General features: G+C 63.8%; 9 protein-coding genes, 1 tRNA gene and 2 pseudogenes. 4 read left to right on the top strand and 8 right to left on the bottom strand.

Features of this window, described 5'->3' with window-relative positions:
- Nucleotides 1-126 precede the first annotated feature (126 nt).
- Together RAD15_RS37105 and RAD15_RS37100 are read left to right on the top strand one after the other, a co-directional pair.
- A complete protein-coding gene (locus tag RAD15_RS37105; RefSeq protein ID WP_458183670.1) occupies nucleotides 127-945 on the top strand; it encodes a uracil-DNA glycosylase in 819 nt (272 codons plus the stop codon).
- 50 nt (nucleotides 946-995) lie between these two features.
- Nucleotides 996-2,552, top strand: coding sequence for an amidohydrolase family protein (locus RAD15_RS37100; RefSeq protein ID WP_458183669.1), 1,557 nt, complete (start codon nucleotides 996-998; stop codon nucleotides 2,550-2,552).
- A gap of 55 nt (nucleotides 2,553-2,607) precedes the next feature.
- Here the strand turns inward: RAD15_RS37100 and RAD15_RS37095 are convergent.
- The 3 genes and pseudogenes from RAD15_RS37095 to RAD15_RS37085 form a co-directional block, all read right to left on the bottom strand.
- Nucleotides 2,608-3,066 (bottom strand): annotated as a pseudogene (locus RAD15_RS37095) (ABC transporter substrate-binding protein); the annotation flags it as partial.
- 493 nt (nucleotides 3,067-3,559) lie between these two features.
- Nucleotides 3,560-3,736 (bottom strand): annotated as a pseudogene (locus RAD15_RS37090) (DUF6538 domain-containing protein); the annotation flags it as partial.
- Nucleotides 3,737-3,833: 97 nt separating this feature from the next.
- Nucleotides 3,834-3,923, bottom strand: a tRNA-Ser gene (locus tag RAD15_RS37085).
- A 195-nt stretch (nucleotides 3,924-4,118) separates the two neighbouring features.
- Between RAD15_RS37085 and RAD15_RS37080 the strand changes: the two genes are divergently transcribed.
- Nucleotides 4,119-4,460: a hypothetical protein gene (locus RAD15_RS37080; RefSeq protein ID WP_458183668.1), complete on the top strand. Its 342-nt coding sequence runs from the start codon at nucleotides 4,119-4,121 to the stop codon at nucleotides 4,458-4,460.
- Between the two features lie 186 nt (nucleotides 4,461-4,646).
- Here the strand turns inward: RAD15_RS37080 and RAD15_RS37075 are convergent, their stop codons facing one another.
- From RAD15_RS37075 to RAD15_RS37065, 3 genes are all read right to left on the bottom strand, one after another.
- Nucleotides 4,647-6,107 (bottom strand): trehalose-6-phosphate synthase, encoded by a 1,461-nt coding sequence (locus RAD15_RS37075; protein WP_458183667.1) that lies wholly within the window; start codon nucleotides 6,105-6,107, stop codon nucleotides 4,647-4,649.
- A 252-nt stretch (nucleotides 6,108-6,359) separates the two neighbouring features.
- Nucleotides 6,360-7,178, bottom strand: coding sequence for a trehalose-phosphatase (otsB, locus tag RAD15_RS37070; RefSeq protein WP_458183666.1), 819 nt, complete (start codon nucleotides 7,176-7,178; stop codon nucleotides 6,360-6,362).
- 3 nt (nucleotides 7,179-7,181) lie between these two features.
- Entirely contained in the window at nucleotides 7,182-8,666 is a 1,485-nt protein-coding gene (locus tag RAD15_RS37065; RefSeq protein ID WP_458183704.1) for an MFS transporter, read from the bottom strand.
- Nucleotides 8,667-8,846: 180 nt separating this feature from the next.
- On the opposite strand from RAD15_RS37065, the gene RAD15_RS37060 reads away from it, so the two are divergent.
- Entirely contained in the window at nucleotides 8,847-9,215 is a 369-nt protein-coding gene (locus RAD15_RS37060) for a DUF3175 domain-containing protein (RefSeq protein ID WP_458183665.1), read from the top strand.
- 189 nt (nucleotides 9,216-9,404) lie between these two features.
- Here RAD15_RS37060 and RAD15_RS37055 read toward each other — a convergent pair whose 3' ends face one another.
- A complete protein-coding gene (locus RAD15_RS37055) occupies nucleotides 9,405-11,438 on the bottom strand; it encodes a methyl-accepting chemotaxis protein (protein ID WP_458183664.1) in 2,034 nt (677 codons plus the stop codon).
- A gap of 425 nt (nucleotides 11,439-11,863) precedes the next feature.
- Complete coding sequence (locus tag RAD15_RS37050) at nucleotides 11,864-13,903, bottom strand: methyl-accepting chemotaxis protein (protein WP_458183663.1); 2,040 nt, start codon at nucleotides 13,901-13,903, stop codon at nucleotides 11,864-11,866.
- Nucleotides 13,904-13,913 lie beyond the last annotated feature (10 nt).

Below are 13,913 nucleotides of genomic sequence, written 5' to 3'. Positions count from 1 at the left end.
TGGGTGGTCTCCCCTGACCCATATAGTGTGGTTGAATGTTCCAGCAAACAACCGCTAAGATTGCCGCATTGCGACCAGGCTTTTTCGACGCAGCTATTTTTACATCAGCCGTTTGGAGCATTTGCCATGCTCGTGGATTTCGACAGCGGATACGACCAGCAGCCATATCGCGATCTGTGCGCCGACTACCCCGGCACCGAAGCCTATGATCCACACGACTTCCGGATTGAATGGGGACCGATCTTTCACCGCGGCCGGCTCGACGGATCGGCGCGCGTGCTCGTGGTCGGTCAGGATCCCGCCCAGCACGAAACCATCGTGCGCAGAATCCTGGTCGGCACTGCGGGCCGCCGGACGCAGGGATTCCTGGCGAAGCTCGGCATCACGCAGAGCTACGTGATGGTGAACACCTTCCTGTACAGCGTCTACGGCCAGAGCGGCGGCTCCCAGCACAAGAACGAGCCGGGCATCGTCGGCTACCGCAACAAATGGTTCAAGGCCGTGCTCGGGTCGGGGAACATCGAGGCCGTCGTCTCGCTGGGCGGCCTTGCGGACGAGGCCTGGAAAGCCTGGCTTAGGACGCCCGATGGCTTGGCTTACAAGACCCTGGCGTATCAGCACATCACGCATCCGACCTGGCCGGAGAGCTCCGCCCATGATTCGGCCACGCAGGCGGCGAACACCAGGATCATGCTGGCCAAGTGGAATGCCGCTCTCGCTGCGCTGGCGCCTGTGGTCAAGCATCCCGACGTGCCGACGACGCTCGTGCCGTATGGCGACGCCTTCAAACCTGCCGAGCTTGTCGACATCATTGCAAAGGACCTCCCGGCGGGGTTGCCGGCCTGGATGCGCGGAGACACGCCATGGGCCGTGCGTCAGGGCGCCGACGCGGCGACCAAGCGGCGAACGATCACGATCACCATTCCCGACGGGGTGATCCCGTGAGTCCGGCCGCGAGCCCGAAGCGATGGGCACTGACCGGGCGGATTGTGACGATGGCCGCCGAGGGCGACGTCATCAAGAGCGGAACGATCTTCATCGAGGACGATCGCATCGCCGCGATCGTGCCCAAGGGGCAGCCGGCCCCTGCCGGCTTCGAGGCGATCGATGCGATAGCCACCGGCGGCACCATCTACCCGGGCCTGATCGAGCTGCATAATCATCTCAGCTACAACATCCTGCCGCTCTGGCGCGTGCCGCAGCTCTTCGGCAATCGCGACCAATGGCAGAACGCAAAATCGTACAAGACGTCGGTGACCGGCCCGATGAGCGCCATTGCACTCGCCGACGACGGCTCATTGCTGCCCGCGCTGGTTCGCTATGTCGAGGCCAAATGCCTGGTCGCGGGAACGACGACGAGCCAGGGGATCACGCTGTCGAACTGGAGCGGCACGATTCACAAATACTACAAGGGCGCGCTGCGCGCCGCCGAGATCGGGAGCCCGCCCGATCTGCCGCGGGCGCATTCGAAAATCCCGGATATCGACGCGGAGGATTGGGCCAAGTTCGACAACGAGCTCAAATCGTCGTCGTGTTTCCTGCTGCATTTGAGCGAAGGCATCGACGCCAAGGCGCACAGCCACTTCCTCGCCTTGCGCAATCCCCAGGGAGACTGGGCAATCGAGCCGTCGCTGGCCGGCATTCATTGCACGGCACTGGACGCGACCGACTTCGGAACGATGGCCGAAAATCACGCCAAGGTCGTCTGGTCGCCCCTGAGCAATCTGCTGCTCTACGGCAAGACGACGGACGTCGCGGCCGCACGCACGGCGGGCCTCACCATCGCGCTCGGCTCGGACTGGTCACCGTCCGGCAGCAAGAACCTGCTCGGCGAGCTGAAGGCAGCGAAGGTCGTGTCCGCGCATTTCGGCCTCGGCTTCAGCGACTACGACATCGTTTCGATGGCGACGCGCAATCCGGCCGCGATCCTGAAATGGGATGCAAAACTGGGAACGATCGCCAAAGGCAAGTTCGCCGATCTTCTGATCGTGAAGGGCGTGACCGCCGATCCCTACGACCATCTGATCAAGTCGCGCGAGCAGGACATCATCCTGGTCACGATCGGCGGCCGACCGCGCTATGGAACGAAGAAGGCCATGCAACAAGCGGGCGGAAGCGGCGAAGCCCTCAAGATCGGCAGCAGCGCGCGGCTGATCGACTTCACCTCGCCCGACCAGGATCCCGGGATCGAGAACGTGACGCTGGCGGAGGCGACGAGCCGGCTCAGCGACGCGCTCGGCAAGCTCGGCACGCTGCAACCGCGCAGCCTCGTCATGAGCGAGGCGATCACCCGGGGAACCGTGTCGCGAACCGGATGGCGTCTCGCGCTGGATGAGCAATTCGGCAACAACGTCCAACTGCGCCCCCGGCTCGAATATAACGGCACCCGGACCGGCCCCGATTTGCGAGCCGTGACGGCGGCGGCCGAGCCGCTGCATCCGATCAAGCTCGACGGGCTCACGGTGTCAGGCGATCCCGTCTTCCTGGACACGCTGAAGGGCGAGACGAATCTCCCGGCGGGACTCGCGACGGCCATCGCGGCGTTCTATTAGACGGCGCTCACCTGTCCTCCGACACGCCCGTCGCGTTTGCCCGGATGGCGCGCGACTATTTTGCCGAGCGGAACTTGCCGCCCTCGACCTTGATCAGAAAGGCCGAGCGTTCGTCATAGCCGTTGTGATCGGTCTTGCTCATGTTCGACAGCCCGTTGTTGAGATAGACGTTCTCGCCGCGTTCGAGCTCGTCCCGCAGAGCCGAGCGAAACTCGGCCGTACCCGGCTTCGCCGTCTTCAGCGCTTTCGGCGCAGCTTTCTCGATCAGCGCGACGACATCCCAGAGGTGGGCCGCGAACATGTTGGGCTTCTGGCCGTTCACCGCCTCATAGGCGGTCATGAACTGCTCCGTCGCGTGACGGAACGGGTCTCCCGCCGGAAGATCAGCCGCAATGATAAAGGCCTCGCCGGCGAAGATAGCACCTTCGACGTTCGCGCCTCCGAGCTTGATGAATTCCTCGCTGGCCACGCCATGTGTCTGAAAGATCTTTCCGGCATACCCAATCCTTCTTACTCTTTACTGCGAAGAAATCGTTGGCGACTTCGTCGAAGGTGGACGAATTATGCGGTTTTGCATTCTCACCGGGGATCGGCGGCAGTTCATTTGCGAATATGCCGGTGAACAGCGGGTCTGCCGAGGTGACCGCGTAGTTGCCCGCCAGCTGCTCCGCATGGAGCTTGGCATTTTCTATTTTCGCACGAAGCACCGCAACGCAGGCAAACCAGAACACCTCGGAGACTTTCGACATACTCCCTGCATTTATCGACTTCAGTAGCTTCTCGGCATCCGAGCGAACGCTTGGCGAGAAGTGCTGCTTCGCCAAGTCTGATTGCATCTCTGCCGCAAGCTGTTTCGCCCCAGCGATTTCGATATCCCTGTCTAGGGCGGGGTCGTTGGGTATTAAAAAGGCGAGTTCGAGAGACTTGCTCAGCTGGACACGGAAATAGTCCTGCGCCCCCTTCACGATCGCGTCTGGCGTTGCCTGAGCCATAGATCGAATGTCCCTGAAGATCAGTTCGAGCCTGTTGCTCAGAACCCGTGCTCGTATCCTGGCTAAAATTGCGTCCGAAGTTCGGAGCGACGTTTTAAATTCTCGTCGCCTCAGCACCCCGATTAGCACCAGCGGGATCGCGATCCGGAAGTAAAACGTAGACCCTCGTCTGACGAGGTGAGGCTGAGCCATCAGAGCAGCTCTCTGTACCAGGGTTCTGTCCCAGTCGGAGAGGCTGCGCGGGAGCCTGTTCTAATATCGCTGTGAGAGCAGGTGGTTACCTGAACGGTGGCGGAGAGAGTGGGATTCGAACCCACGGTACGGTTTCCCGCACACACGCTTTCCAAGCGTGCGCCTTAAGCCACTCGGCCATCTCTCCGGAGCGCCCTCTCTTGAAGGGGCGCCGCTGATTTTGCAAGAGACCGCGGGGGAATCAGGTGAAATTTCCGCAACTTGTTGTATTTTCTAGGGAATATATGGCACCGAGTCATGCGTGGGGCCTTCTGCCGGCTGAACCGACAGCCGGTTTGGCGCGACGATTCATCTGAGAGTGCCAACCACCACCGGGGACGCCATGACCACCCGCAAGACCATCGCCGCGCTGAGCCTGATTTCGGCCCTTGGCGCCATTTTTGCCGTGCCGGCCCTGGCGCAGGTTTGCACCCGGCAGGGGGGCGACGTCAGCTGCGACGACGGCCGGCGTGGGGTTCTTTCGGGCGACGCCATCATCTGGCCGGACGGGACCCGTTCCAGCTCGACGCCGCATCAAAGCGTGATCATCGGCAACAAGAGCTCGGTGCATGTCGGGCCCGGCGTGTTCGTCGGCCAGGGCAAGGGCATGGTGCCGATGGATGATCCGAACGCGCCGAACAAGCGGCAATGCGCGATTCTGGATGGCGTGTCGTATTGCTATTGAGGCCCGCTCTTCCCTTCTCCCCTTTGTGGGAGAAGGTGGCGCGCGAGCGCGACGGATGAGGGGTATCTCTCCGCGGTTCGAGATCAAGAGAGTCATGCGCGGAGAGAGACCCCTCACCCGTCTCGCCGCTTCCGCGGCGAGCCACCCTCTCCCGCAAGGGGAGAGGGTGAGATCGAGCAAGCTTCTCTAGATCAACCGCACGCCTGAGATCGCCGACTTCAGCCAGCGCAATGCCTGCGGCGGCTGCGCTGCGAGCGGCGCGACAGCCTTCTCCGTCCGGCACTTTTCCAGTTCGGCGACGAAATCCGCGGACCATTGCTGGATGGTGTGGCCGCGCAGCTTCTTCATCATCGCGTCCCAGCGCATCTTGCGCTCGGTGAGGGGCATCGCGGCTGCGACCGCGATCGCGCGCGCCATGCCGTCGATGTCGTGCGGATTGACGACCAGCGCCGTATCGAGCTCGTTGGCAGCGCCCGCGAATTTCGACAGCACCAGCACGCCGGGATCGGCCGGGTTCTGGGCGGCGACATATTCCTTGGCGACGAGATTCATGCCGTCATGCAACGGCGTCACCACGCCGATCTGCGCGGTACGGTAGAGGCCCGCAAGCACGGCCTGACTGAAGCCCTTGTTGAGGTAGCGGATCGGCGTCCAGTCGACTTCGCCGTGACGACCGTTGACGTCGGTGACGAGGCGCGCGACCTCGTTCTGGAGATTGCCATAGGCCTCGATGCCGCCGCGCGAAGGGTTGGCGATCTGGAGCAGCGAGACGCTGCGCGAAAACTGCGGCTGCTCGGTCCAGAGCCGGTCGAACGCGCTGATGCGGTTGACGAGGCCCTTCGAATAGTCGAGCCGGTCGACACCGATCGCGAGGCGCTCGCCATTGAGGCTGCGCCGGAGCCGCGACACGTCGGGATGCGAGGCCGATTTCGCGGCGTATTGCGCGAACTTCTCGGCATCGATGCCGATCGGAAAGACTTCGCAGCGCGTGCGGCCATACTGCGAGATCGCAACGCCGTCCTCAACGGAGAGGCCGAGCTCGCCCGCGACGTAACCCAGAAAATTCTGGCAATCCTCCTCGGTCTGGAAGCCCAGGAGATCATAGGCCAGCATCGCCGTGATCAGCTCGCGATGATTGGGCACACCTTGCATCACTGCCGTAACCGGCCACGGCGTGTGCAGGAAGAAGCCGATCGGATCGTCGAGGCCGAGATCGCGCAGTTCCGCGCCAAGCGCGAGGAAATGATAATCCTGCACCCAGAACGCGGTCTTGGCTTTCCGGAAGCGCATCAGGGCACGCGCCATGAAGGCGTTGACCTCGCGATAGCTGACGTAATCGTCGCGCGAGACGCGGATCAAATCACTGCGCGAATGCAGCGCCGGCCACAGCGCCGAATTGGCAAAGCCCTCGTAATAACCGCCATAATGCGCTGCTGGCAGATCCAGCGTCGCAATGGCTCCCGACCCGAGCGCTTCGATCTCGGCGAATGGCTGCTTCTGATGACCATCGCGCACGCGGCCCGAGGACCCCACCCAGATCGCGCCCGAATGTTCCACCACCGGCAGCAATGCTGCCGCAAGGCCGCCCGTCATGGGCTCGTTGGGTTTGCCACGCGCGACACGATTTGAAACGACGACTAAGTTCACAGGTCGTCCCCTCCTGTTTCATTCCACCCCGTTTAACTGCCGTTCATCAATATGGTTCCTGATCATCGTTCCAACCAATTGAAACCAAAATCGGGCGCGCGCGTTGGAACTGGTTTTGCCGCGGAACTCCCAAATTCCCTGGAAATTCCCCTGCAAAGACAGCTTTTGCGGTCGTGTTGCGCAACGTGCATTACGGCGCGCAATGGCACCGTGCCGACGGCATTATGTCTGCGAGGTGGCGTTGCCTTTGTTTCACCTCGGATCAAGCAGGCGCGCAAGGAACGTGCGCACATCGCTTGGCGCGTCGAAGTGACCGTTCACGCCCATGGCGCGGCGACCGACCGAGAAGGCAAGCCCGTTCATGTCGGGCATGATCGCAAATACCGTCTCATCAGTGACGTCATCACCGATGAACAGAGGACGGCGTCCCCTGAACGGCTCGTGCGTCATCAATTCGCGCACGCCGGTCGCCTTGGTGAAGCCGGAATGCTTGATCTCGCAGACGAACTTGCCCGGCAGCACTTCGATCGGCGCATTGGGCAGATCGGCGCGGATCAGCGAGACGGATTCGTAGATCGCCTTCTCCGCATGCGGCGCGAGGCGGTAATGCAGTGCCAGCGAATAGCCCTTGTCCTCGAGCAGAATGCCCGGGCTGAGCTTGGCGATCGCGGCGAGCCGCCGCTTCAGCTCCTTGTCCAGCGGCGGCGCGTGCACGTCGTCCGCCTCATTGTCCACTGACAGCCGCATCTCCGCACCATGACCGGCGACGGCGCGAAAGACATCGGGCGCGAAGATCAGGTCGATGTCGTTGAGCGAGCGGCCGCTGACCAGCGCCAGCGCGCCGGAGGTGCATTCCACCAGCCGGTTGAGCGTATCGGACAGGCCCGGCGGCACCCACACCTCGCGCGGCGTCGGCATCAAATCGAGCAACGTACCGTCGATGTCGAGCAGGATCGCGGTCTGGTCGAGGTGTGGCACGAGCGCATGCGGCACCGGCACCGCGTCGGGCGCCTCATCGTCGGGCATGGTGCGCGTCTGGTCCAATGCCATTTCCGCAAGTTCCGATTTCATAGTCTACTCCATAAAGGCCAGCGGCCGCGCGATTTGTTCGAGCGATTTGCGTTCCGCGGAGACGGCATAGCGCCACGCCACGATCGCAGCCGCGATCATCAGGAAGGCTCCCAGCAGATAGCCGGCGAACACGCTGGTGCGTGATCCCGTGTCGATCAGCGCGCCGAACAGCGCCGGCCCGATCACGCCGCCGATGCCGGTCCCGACCGCGTAGAACACCGCGATCGCCAACGCGCGGACCTCCAGGGGGAAGGTCTCGCTGACGGTGAGATAGGCCGCGCTCGCGGCGGGCGAGGCAAAGAAGAAGATCACCATCCAGGCGATAGTCTGTCCCTGCGCGCTCAGCGCGCCGATCGAGAACAGATAGCCCGACACCGCCAGCAACACGCCCGACACGCCATAGGTGAACATGATCATCGTGCGCCGGCCGAGCGTGTCGAACAGGCGGCCGAGCAGCAGCGGGCCGAGGAAATTGCCGGCCGCGAAGGGGAGCAGGTACCAGCCGACATGTTCGGCGCTGATGCCGTAGAAATCGGTCAGCACCAGCGCGAAGGTGAAGAAGATGGCATTGTAGAAGAACGCCTGCGCGCTCATCAGCACGAGACCGACCAATGCGCGCCGGCGATACGTCGAGAACAGCGTGTGCGCGACCTCCCTGATCGGCGTGTGATCGCGCATCTTCAGCCGGATCTTCGTGAAGCGCCCGTCGCTCGTATCCTGGTCCTGGCCGATCACCGAGCGCTCGATCTCGTCGACGATGGCATGGGCCTGGTCGGGGCGACCGTGGATCATCAGCCAGCGCGGACTTTCCGGGATCCACATCCGCATCAGCAGCACGACGAGGCCGATGGCCGCGCCGATGAGATAGGCAAGACGCCAGCCGAGGTCGGGGCCGATCACGGCGGGATCGAGCAGCACGATGGCCGCGACCGCGCCCATCGCGGCACCGATCCAGAAACTGCCGTTGATGACGAGATCGGTCCAGCCGCGATAGCGCGCCGGCACCAGTTCCTGGATGGTCGAGTTGATCGCGGTGTATTCGCCGCCGATGCCGGCGCCGGTAAGGAAGCGGAACAGCGCGTAGCTCGCGACATTCCACGACAAGGCGGTCGCAGCGGTCGCCGAGAGATAGAGTGCGAGCGTGATGAAGAACAGTTTCTTGCGGCCGATACGGTCGGTCAACCAGCCGAAGCCGAGCGCGCCGAGCACGGCGCCGGCGAGATAGGCGGAATTGGCAATGCCTAGATCGAGATTGGAGAATTGCAGCGACGGGCTCTGCTTCAACGCACCCGAGAGCGCGCCGGCGAGCGTCACCTCGAGTCCATCGAGGATCCAGGTGATGCCGAGCGCCAGCACGACACGGGTGTGGAAGCCGCTCCAGGGCAGCGCGTCGAGCCGCGCCGGAATGCTGGTCTCGACGATACGGTCGGTCGCGGCCGCCGCGACCACAGGTCCATAGTTCAGCGCTGGGCTCTGCTGCAATTCCATCGGGCTGTTGCGTCTGATCAATGGAAGCGCCCCGCTTCACGTTATGTGGACGGGGCCGATCCGATCATCGGGATGCGGCATTCCGCCTGCCACCTGCGACAACGTCTGCGGCCAGGGCCGGTTCCCCTGGAACGGCGCTTGTGGCCGTCCGTTTCGGATGGAGCCGCAAGGAGTTGACGCATGGCTCATGTCAGAAAGACGACACATTCCCACAAAACTGCGCGCAAGAAAACGAGTGCAAGGCGCGGCACCGCGCGCAAGAGCGCGAAACGCGCGACGCCGAAGCGCTGGTCGCAGCGCGTGACGAAGGAGAGCAACGCGCTCGATCTCAAGCAAGGCGTGTTCAAATTGGCGAGCCCGAAGAAGATCGCGGCCTCGCTGAAACGCTCGGCCGAGCACAGCTCGCGCCGCAAGACCGGCGCGTACCGGTCAGCGCTGTCGATGCTGACGTTTTATATCAATCGCGCCGGCAAGACGCTGCCGAAGACGCAGCGCTCGCGCCTGGAGCGAGCGAAGGTGGAGTTGAAGCGGGCGTTTGGGAGGGAATGATTGGTTGTCGTCCCGGCGAAGGCCGGGACCATAGCCACGAAAAGTAGTTTGGCGAAGACTCGGAGTTATCATCTCGCCCTATAACGTCTCCCTGTGGTGATGGGTCCCGGCCCCTCGTGCGCAATTGCGCACTAGGCCGGGACGACACCGAGAGTGAGGCGACGGCGGAACATCTAACCCGCAATGCCCTTACGCCGCCCTTATATTCCCCATGAAGCGGTCGAGCTCGGCGCGGAGGCGGGTGCTTTCGGAGGACAGCGTCTTGGCGGAGTGCAGCACTTCTTCCGACGCAGAGCCGGTCTCGGCGGCGCCGCGATTGACCTGGCCGATATCGGTGGCCGCGGTCTGGGTGCCCTGCGCGACGGTTTGAACGCTGCGGGCGATCTCCTGCGTCGCCGCGCCCTGCTGCTCGACGGCGCTCGCGATCGACGTCGAGATCGACGAGATCTGCCCGATGGTCGCGCCGATCTCCTTGATGGCGGCAACCGATTCGGCGGTGGCGCCCTGCATGCCCGTGATGTGCGAGGAAATCTCGTCGGTCGCTTTAGCCGTCTGGCTCGCCAGCGACTTCACTTCGCTGGCAACCACCGCAAAGCCCCGGCCGGCTTCGCCGGCGCGCGCCGCCTCGATGGTGGCGTTGAGCGCCAGCAGATTGGTCTGCTCGGCAATCGCCGTGATCAGTTTCACGACTTCGCCGATCTGCTGGGCAGCATGGGACAGTTTTCCGATACGGGTGTCGGTCTCCCTGGCCTGCACGACGGCGGCTTCCGCAATGCGGCTGGAGTCGCGGACCTGGCGGCCGATCTCCTCGACCGAGGCCGAGAGTTCTTCGGTCGCTGTCGCGACCGACTGCATGTTGCTGGAGGCCTGCTCGGAGACGCCGGCAACCTGGCTCGATAGCGACTGTGTGGTCTCGGCCGTGCGGGTCAGCGTCGAGGCCGCCGATTCCAGCTGCACGGCGGAGGCCGAGACGTTGGAGACGATGGCGCCGACCGCGCCCTCGAAATCATCGGCAAAGCGGATCAGCTCGGAGCGGCGCGCCGCGCTTGCCTCCCTATTCTGGGCTTCGCTGGCGGCAGCATCGCGCTCGGCCTTGGCGACGGCCTGAACCTTGAACTCTTCGACCGCACCGGCCATCTCGCCGATCTCGTCCTTGCGGCCGAGACCCGGCAGCACGACGTCGAAATTGCCCGAGGCGAGCTCGCGCATCGCCTTGCACATCGCGATCATCGGACGCGAAATGCCATTGCCCAGCATCCAGGCCAGCGCGGCGCCGATGGCGAGGCCGCCGAGCGCCATCATCAGCATGGTCCGCTCGGTGTCGCCGATGGTGGCATTGGCGCTCGCCTCGATGCGCTGCTGATCGGCCGAGAGGTCCGAGCGCAGGTCGGCCGAGAGCTTGAGGATGGTCGCCGCCGTCTTGGTCATCTCGCCGTTCAGCTTGACGATGACTTTCACGTTCTCCGACAGCTTCGTGAAGGAGGTGCGGTACTGCTTCAGCAGGTTGCCGATCTCGGTGACGCGGTCGGTGATCTTCTGGTCGTTCGCATAGATCGAGACCAGCAGGGTCTCCAGGAATTTTACTCGCGCGATCACGCCGTCGGCGGTCTTCGGCTCCGGCTTCGCGACGAAGGCGCTGACCGAGGTGGAGACCGCCAGATATTGCGAGGTGATGTCCTTGGCCGTGGTCTGGACCGAGGCAAGCCCCGCCAGCGCGGCGGTGTCGGCGAGATCGTCGAATTTGAAGCGGATCTTGTTGCCGACGCTGTTGAGCTCATCGGCCGCGATCTTGTTGTTCTCGCGCGTCAGGGTGATGATCTCACCGAATACCTTCGTGAAGCCCTGGAATTCCGTTTCGAGCTTACCGACTTGTTCGCGGCGGGCGGCACCGGTCGTGGCGGCCAGCGACTTGGCGATCGCGCCCTTCAGATTGCCTTCGGCGGCCTTGGCCGCGGTCTCGTCATCGGCCGAACCGGTCAGGGTATAGGCCCGCGCCAGCCCCTGATAGGCGATCAGTTCGCGATCGACCGTCCGCGCCAGATCGGCTTCCGCAACACTGGTGCGATAGGAAGCTACGGCGCCCTGGATCCGCTCGAAGCCGAAATAGGCGAAAGCCATGCTGACGGCGAGGATGGCGAGCACCGCCACGAAGCCGAGGATGATTTTTGCACGAAAACGCAGCGTTGGCAGCTTCGATTGGCTCGACTTCGACTTGACCGACATTCCCCCACCCCATTCCATTCGCGGAAAACCAGGCGCAGCCCGGAAGCAGCCCGCTCCCTGACTCTCCGGCACGTTAAGGGGCAAAGGATAAGCTGTGGTAAATTTGTGGCGCCGCAACTGGCGGTTAGGTGTCGCGGGGATTTGTTAAGGCGCGCTTTCTCGCGCCGTTACAAATTGAGTGCCGGCGATCTCCGCTGTCGTCCCGGACAAGTAGAGCCGTGGCAGCGCGAAGCGCTGTCAGGAGCGGAGCGCAGATCCGGGACCCATAGCCACAGAACTGGGTTTGGCGATGACTCGGAGTTACCAGCTCGCGCCGCAACTTCTCCCTGGGAGTATGGATCCCGGATCGGCGCGCGCTTGAGGCGCGCTTGTCCGGGACGACAGCGGAGTATGAGGCGACGGCGCGAACTTCACGCGCAGCGACCCTACGCCGCGCGGATATTCGCCATGAAGCGGTCGAGCTCGGCGCGGAGGCGGGTGCTTTCGGATGACAGCGTCTTGGCCGAGTTCAGCACCTCTTCCGAGGCGGAGCCGGTCTCGGCGGCGCCGCGGTTGACCTGGCCGATATCGGTGGCCGCGGTCTGGGTGCCCTGCGCAACCGTCTGGACGCTGCGCGCGATCTCCTGGGTGGCGGCCCCCTGCTCCTCCACCGCACTGGCGATCGAGGTCGAGATCGACGAGATCTGCCCGATGGTCGCGCCGATCTCCTTGATGGCGGCAACCGATTCGGCGGTGGCGCCCTGCATGCCCGTGATGTGCGAGGAAATTTCGTCGGTCGCCTTCGCCGTCTGGCTCGCCAGCGACTTCACTTCGCTGGCAACCACCGCAAAGCCGCGGCCGGCTTCGCCGGCACGCGCCGCCTCGATGGTGGCGTTGAGCGCCAGCAGATTGGTCTGCTCGGCAATCGCCGTGATCAGTTTCACGACTTCGCCGATCTGCTGGGCGGCATGCGACAGTTTGCCGATACGGGTGTCGGTCTCCCTGGCCTGCACGACGGCGGCTTCCGCGATGCGGCTGGAGTCGCGGACCTGGCGGCCGATCTCCTCGACCGAGGCTGAGAGTTCTTCCGTCGCGGTCGCGACCGACTGCATGTTGCTGGAGGCCTGCTCGGAGACGCCGGCAACCTGGCTCGATAGCGACTGTGTGGTCTCGGCCGTGCGGGTCAGCGTCGAGGCCGCCGATTCCAGCTGCACGGCGGAGGCCGAGACGTTGGAGACGATGGCGCCGACCGCGCTCTCGAAATCATCGGCAAAGCGGATCAGCTCCGAACGGCGCGCAGCGCCCGCCTCCTTGTTCTGGGCCTCGTTGGCGGCGGCATCGCGCTCGGCCTTGGCGACGGCCTGAACCTTGAACTCCTCGACCGCACCGGCCATCTCGCCGATCTCGTCCTTGCGGCCGAGGCCCGGCAGCACGACGTCGAAATTACCCGAGGCGAGCTCGCGCATCGCCTTGCACATCGCGATCATCGGGCGCGACATGCCGGTGCCGAGCAGGAAGGCGAGGATCGCGCCGAGCAGCGTGCCGCCGACCGCCAGCATCAGCACCAGTTGCTCGGTCTTCCCGATGGTCGCTTCCGATTCGGAATCCAGCCGCTGCTGTTCGGCGACGAGGTCCGCCTTCATGGCGGTCGCGCCCTGAAGGATCGCGCCGGCCGAACCGCTCATCTCGGTCACGAGGTCATCGATCATCTTGGCGTTGGCGATCAGCTTTTCCAGCGCTTCGCGATAGGCGCCCAGCAATCCCTTGGCGTCCTTCAGCCCGGTGACGATCTTGTCGTCCATGGAGTAGACCGCGCCGAGCGAGTTCTCGACGAATTTCAGCCGCGCCAGCGCGCTGGTCGCGATCGCCTGGTCGGACGTCAGCACGAAATTGGTCGCCGCCGCGCTCGCGGTCTGGAACTGGGCGTTGACCTGCTTGGTGCCGAACTCAATCGCCTGCGCCTCGGAATCGGAAGCGTTGTTGCCGATGTCGTCGAGCTTGTACTTCAGCAGGTTGGCGTTGCGGGTGAGCTGGTTCTGCACCAGCAGCGCACTGTCGCGCTTGGCCTGGAGGACTTTTGCGAAGGTCGCGGAGAAATTCGCAAACTCCTTGGCGAGCTTGCCCAGGCTCTCCTGCCGCGCCGGCTTCTTGGCACTCTTGATGGCCTGGTCGATGGCGTTCTTCAGGCCAGTCTCCGTCTCCAGCGCCGCCTTGGCATCATCCTCCTTGCCGGTGACGACGAAATATCTGACGGCCGAACGATAGGCGAGCAGCTCGCGATCGATGTTGCGGGCGAGATCGGCCTCCGAAACGCTGGCACGGTACGACCCGACCCCGGACGAGACCCGCTCGAAGCCGAAATAAGAGAAGGCCATGCTGCCGGCGGAGATCACCAGCACTGCGGCAAAGCCGAGAATGATCTTGGCGCGGAACCTGAGGGTCGGAAATATTGTGCGCTTTGACGCCGACGCGATACGTCCGGACATTCCCACCCCC

Source organism: Bradyrhizobium sp. 14AA (genome assembly GCF_054185205.1).
Note: the sequence above shows the minus strand (reverse complement) of the source record. Positions and strands in the feature narration are given on the sequence as shown.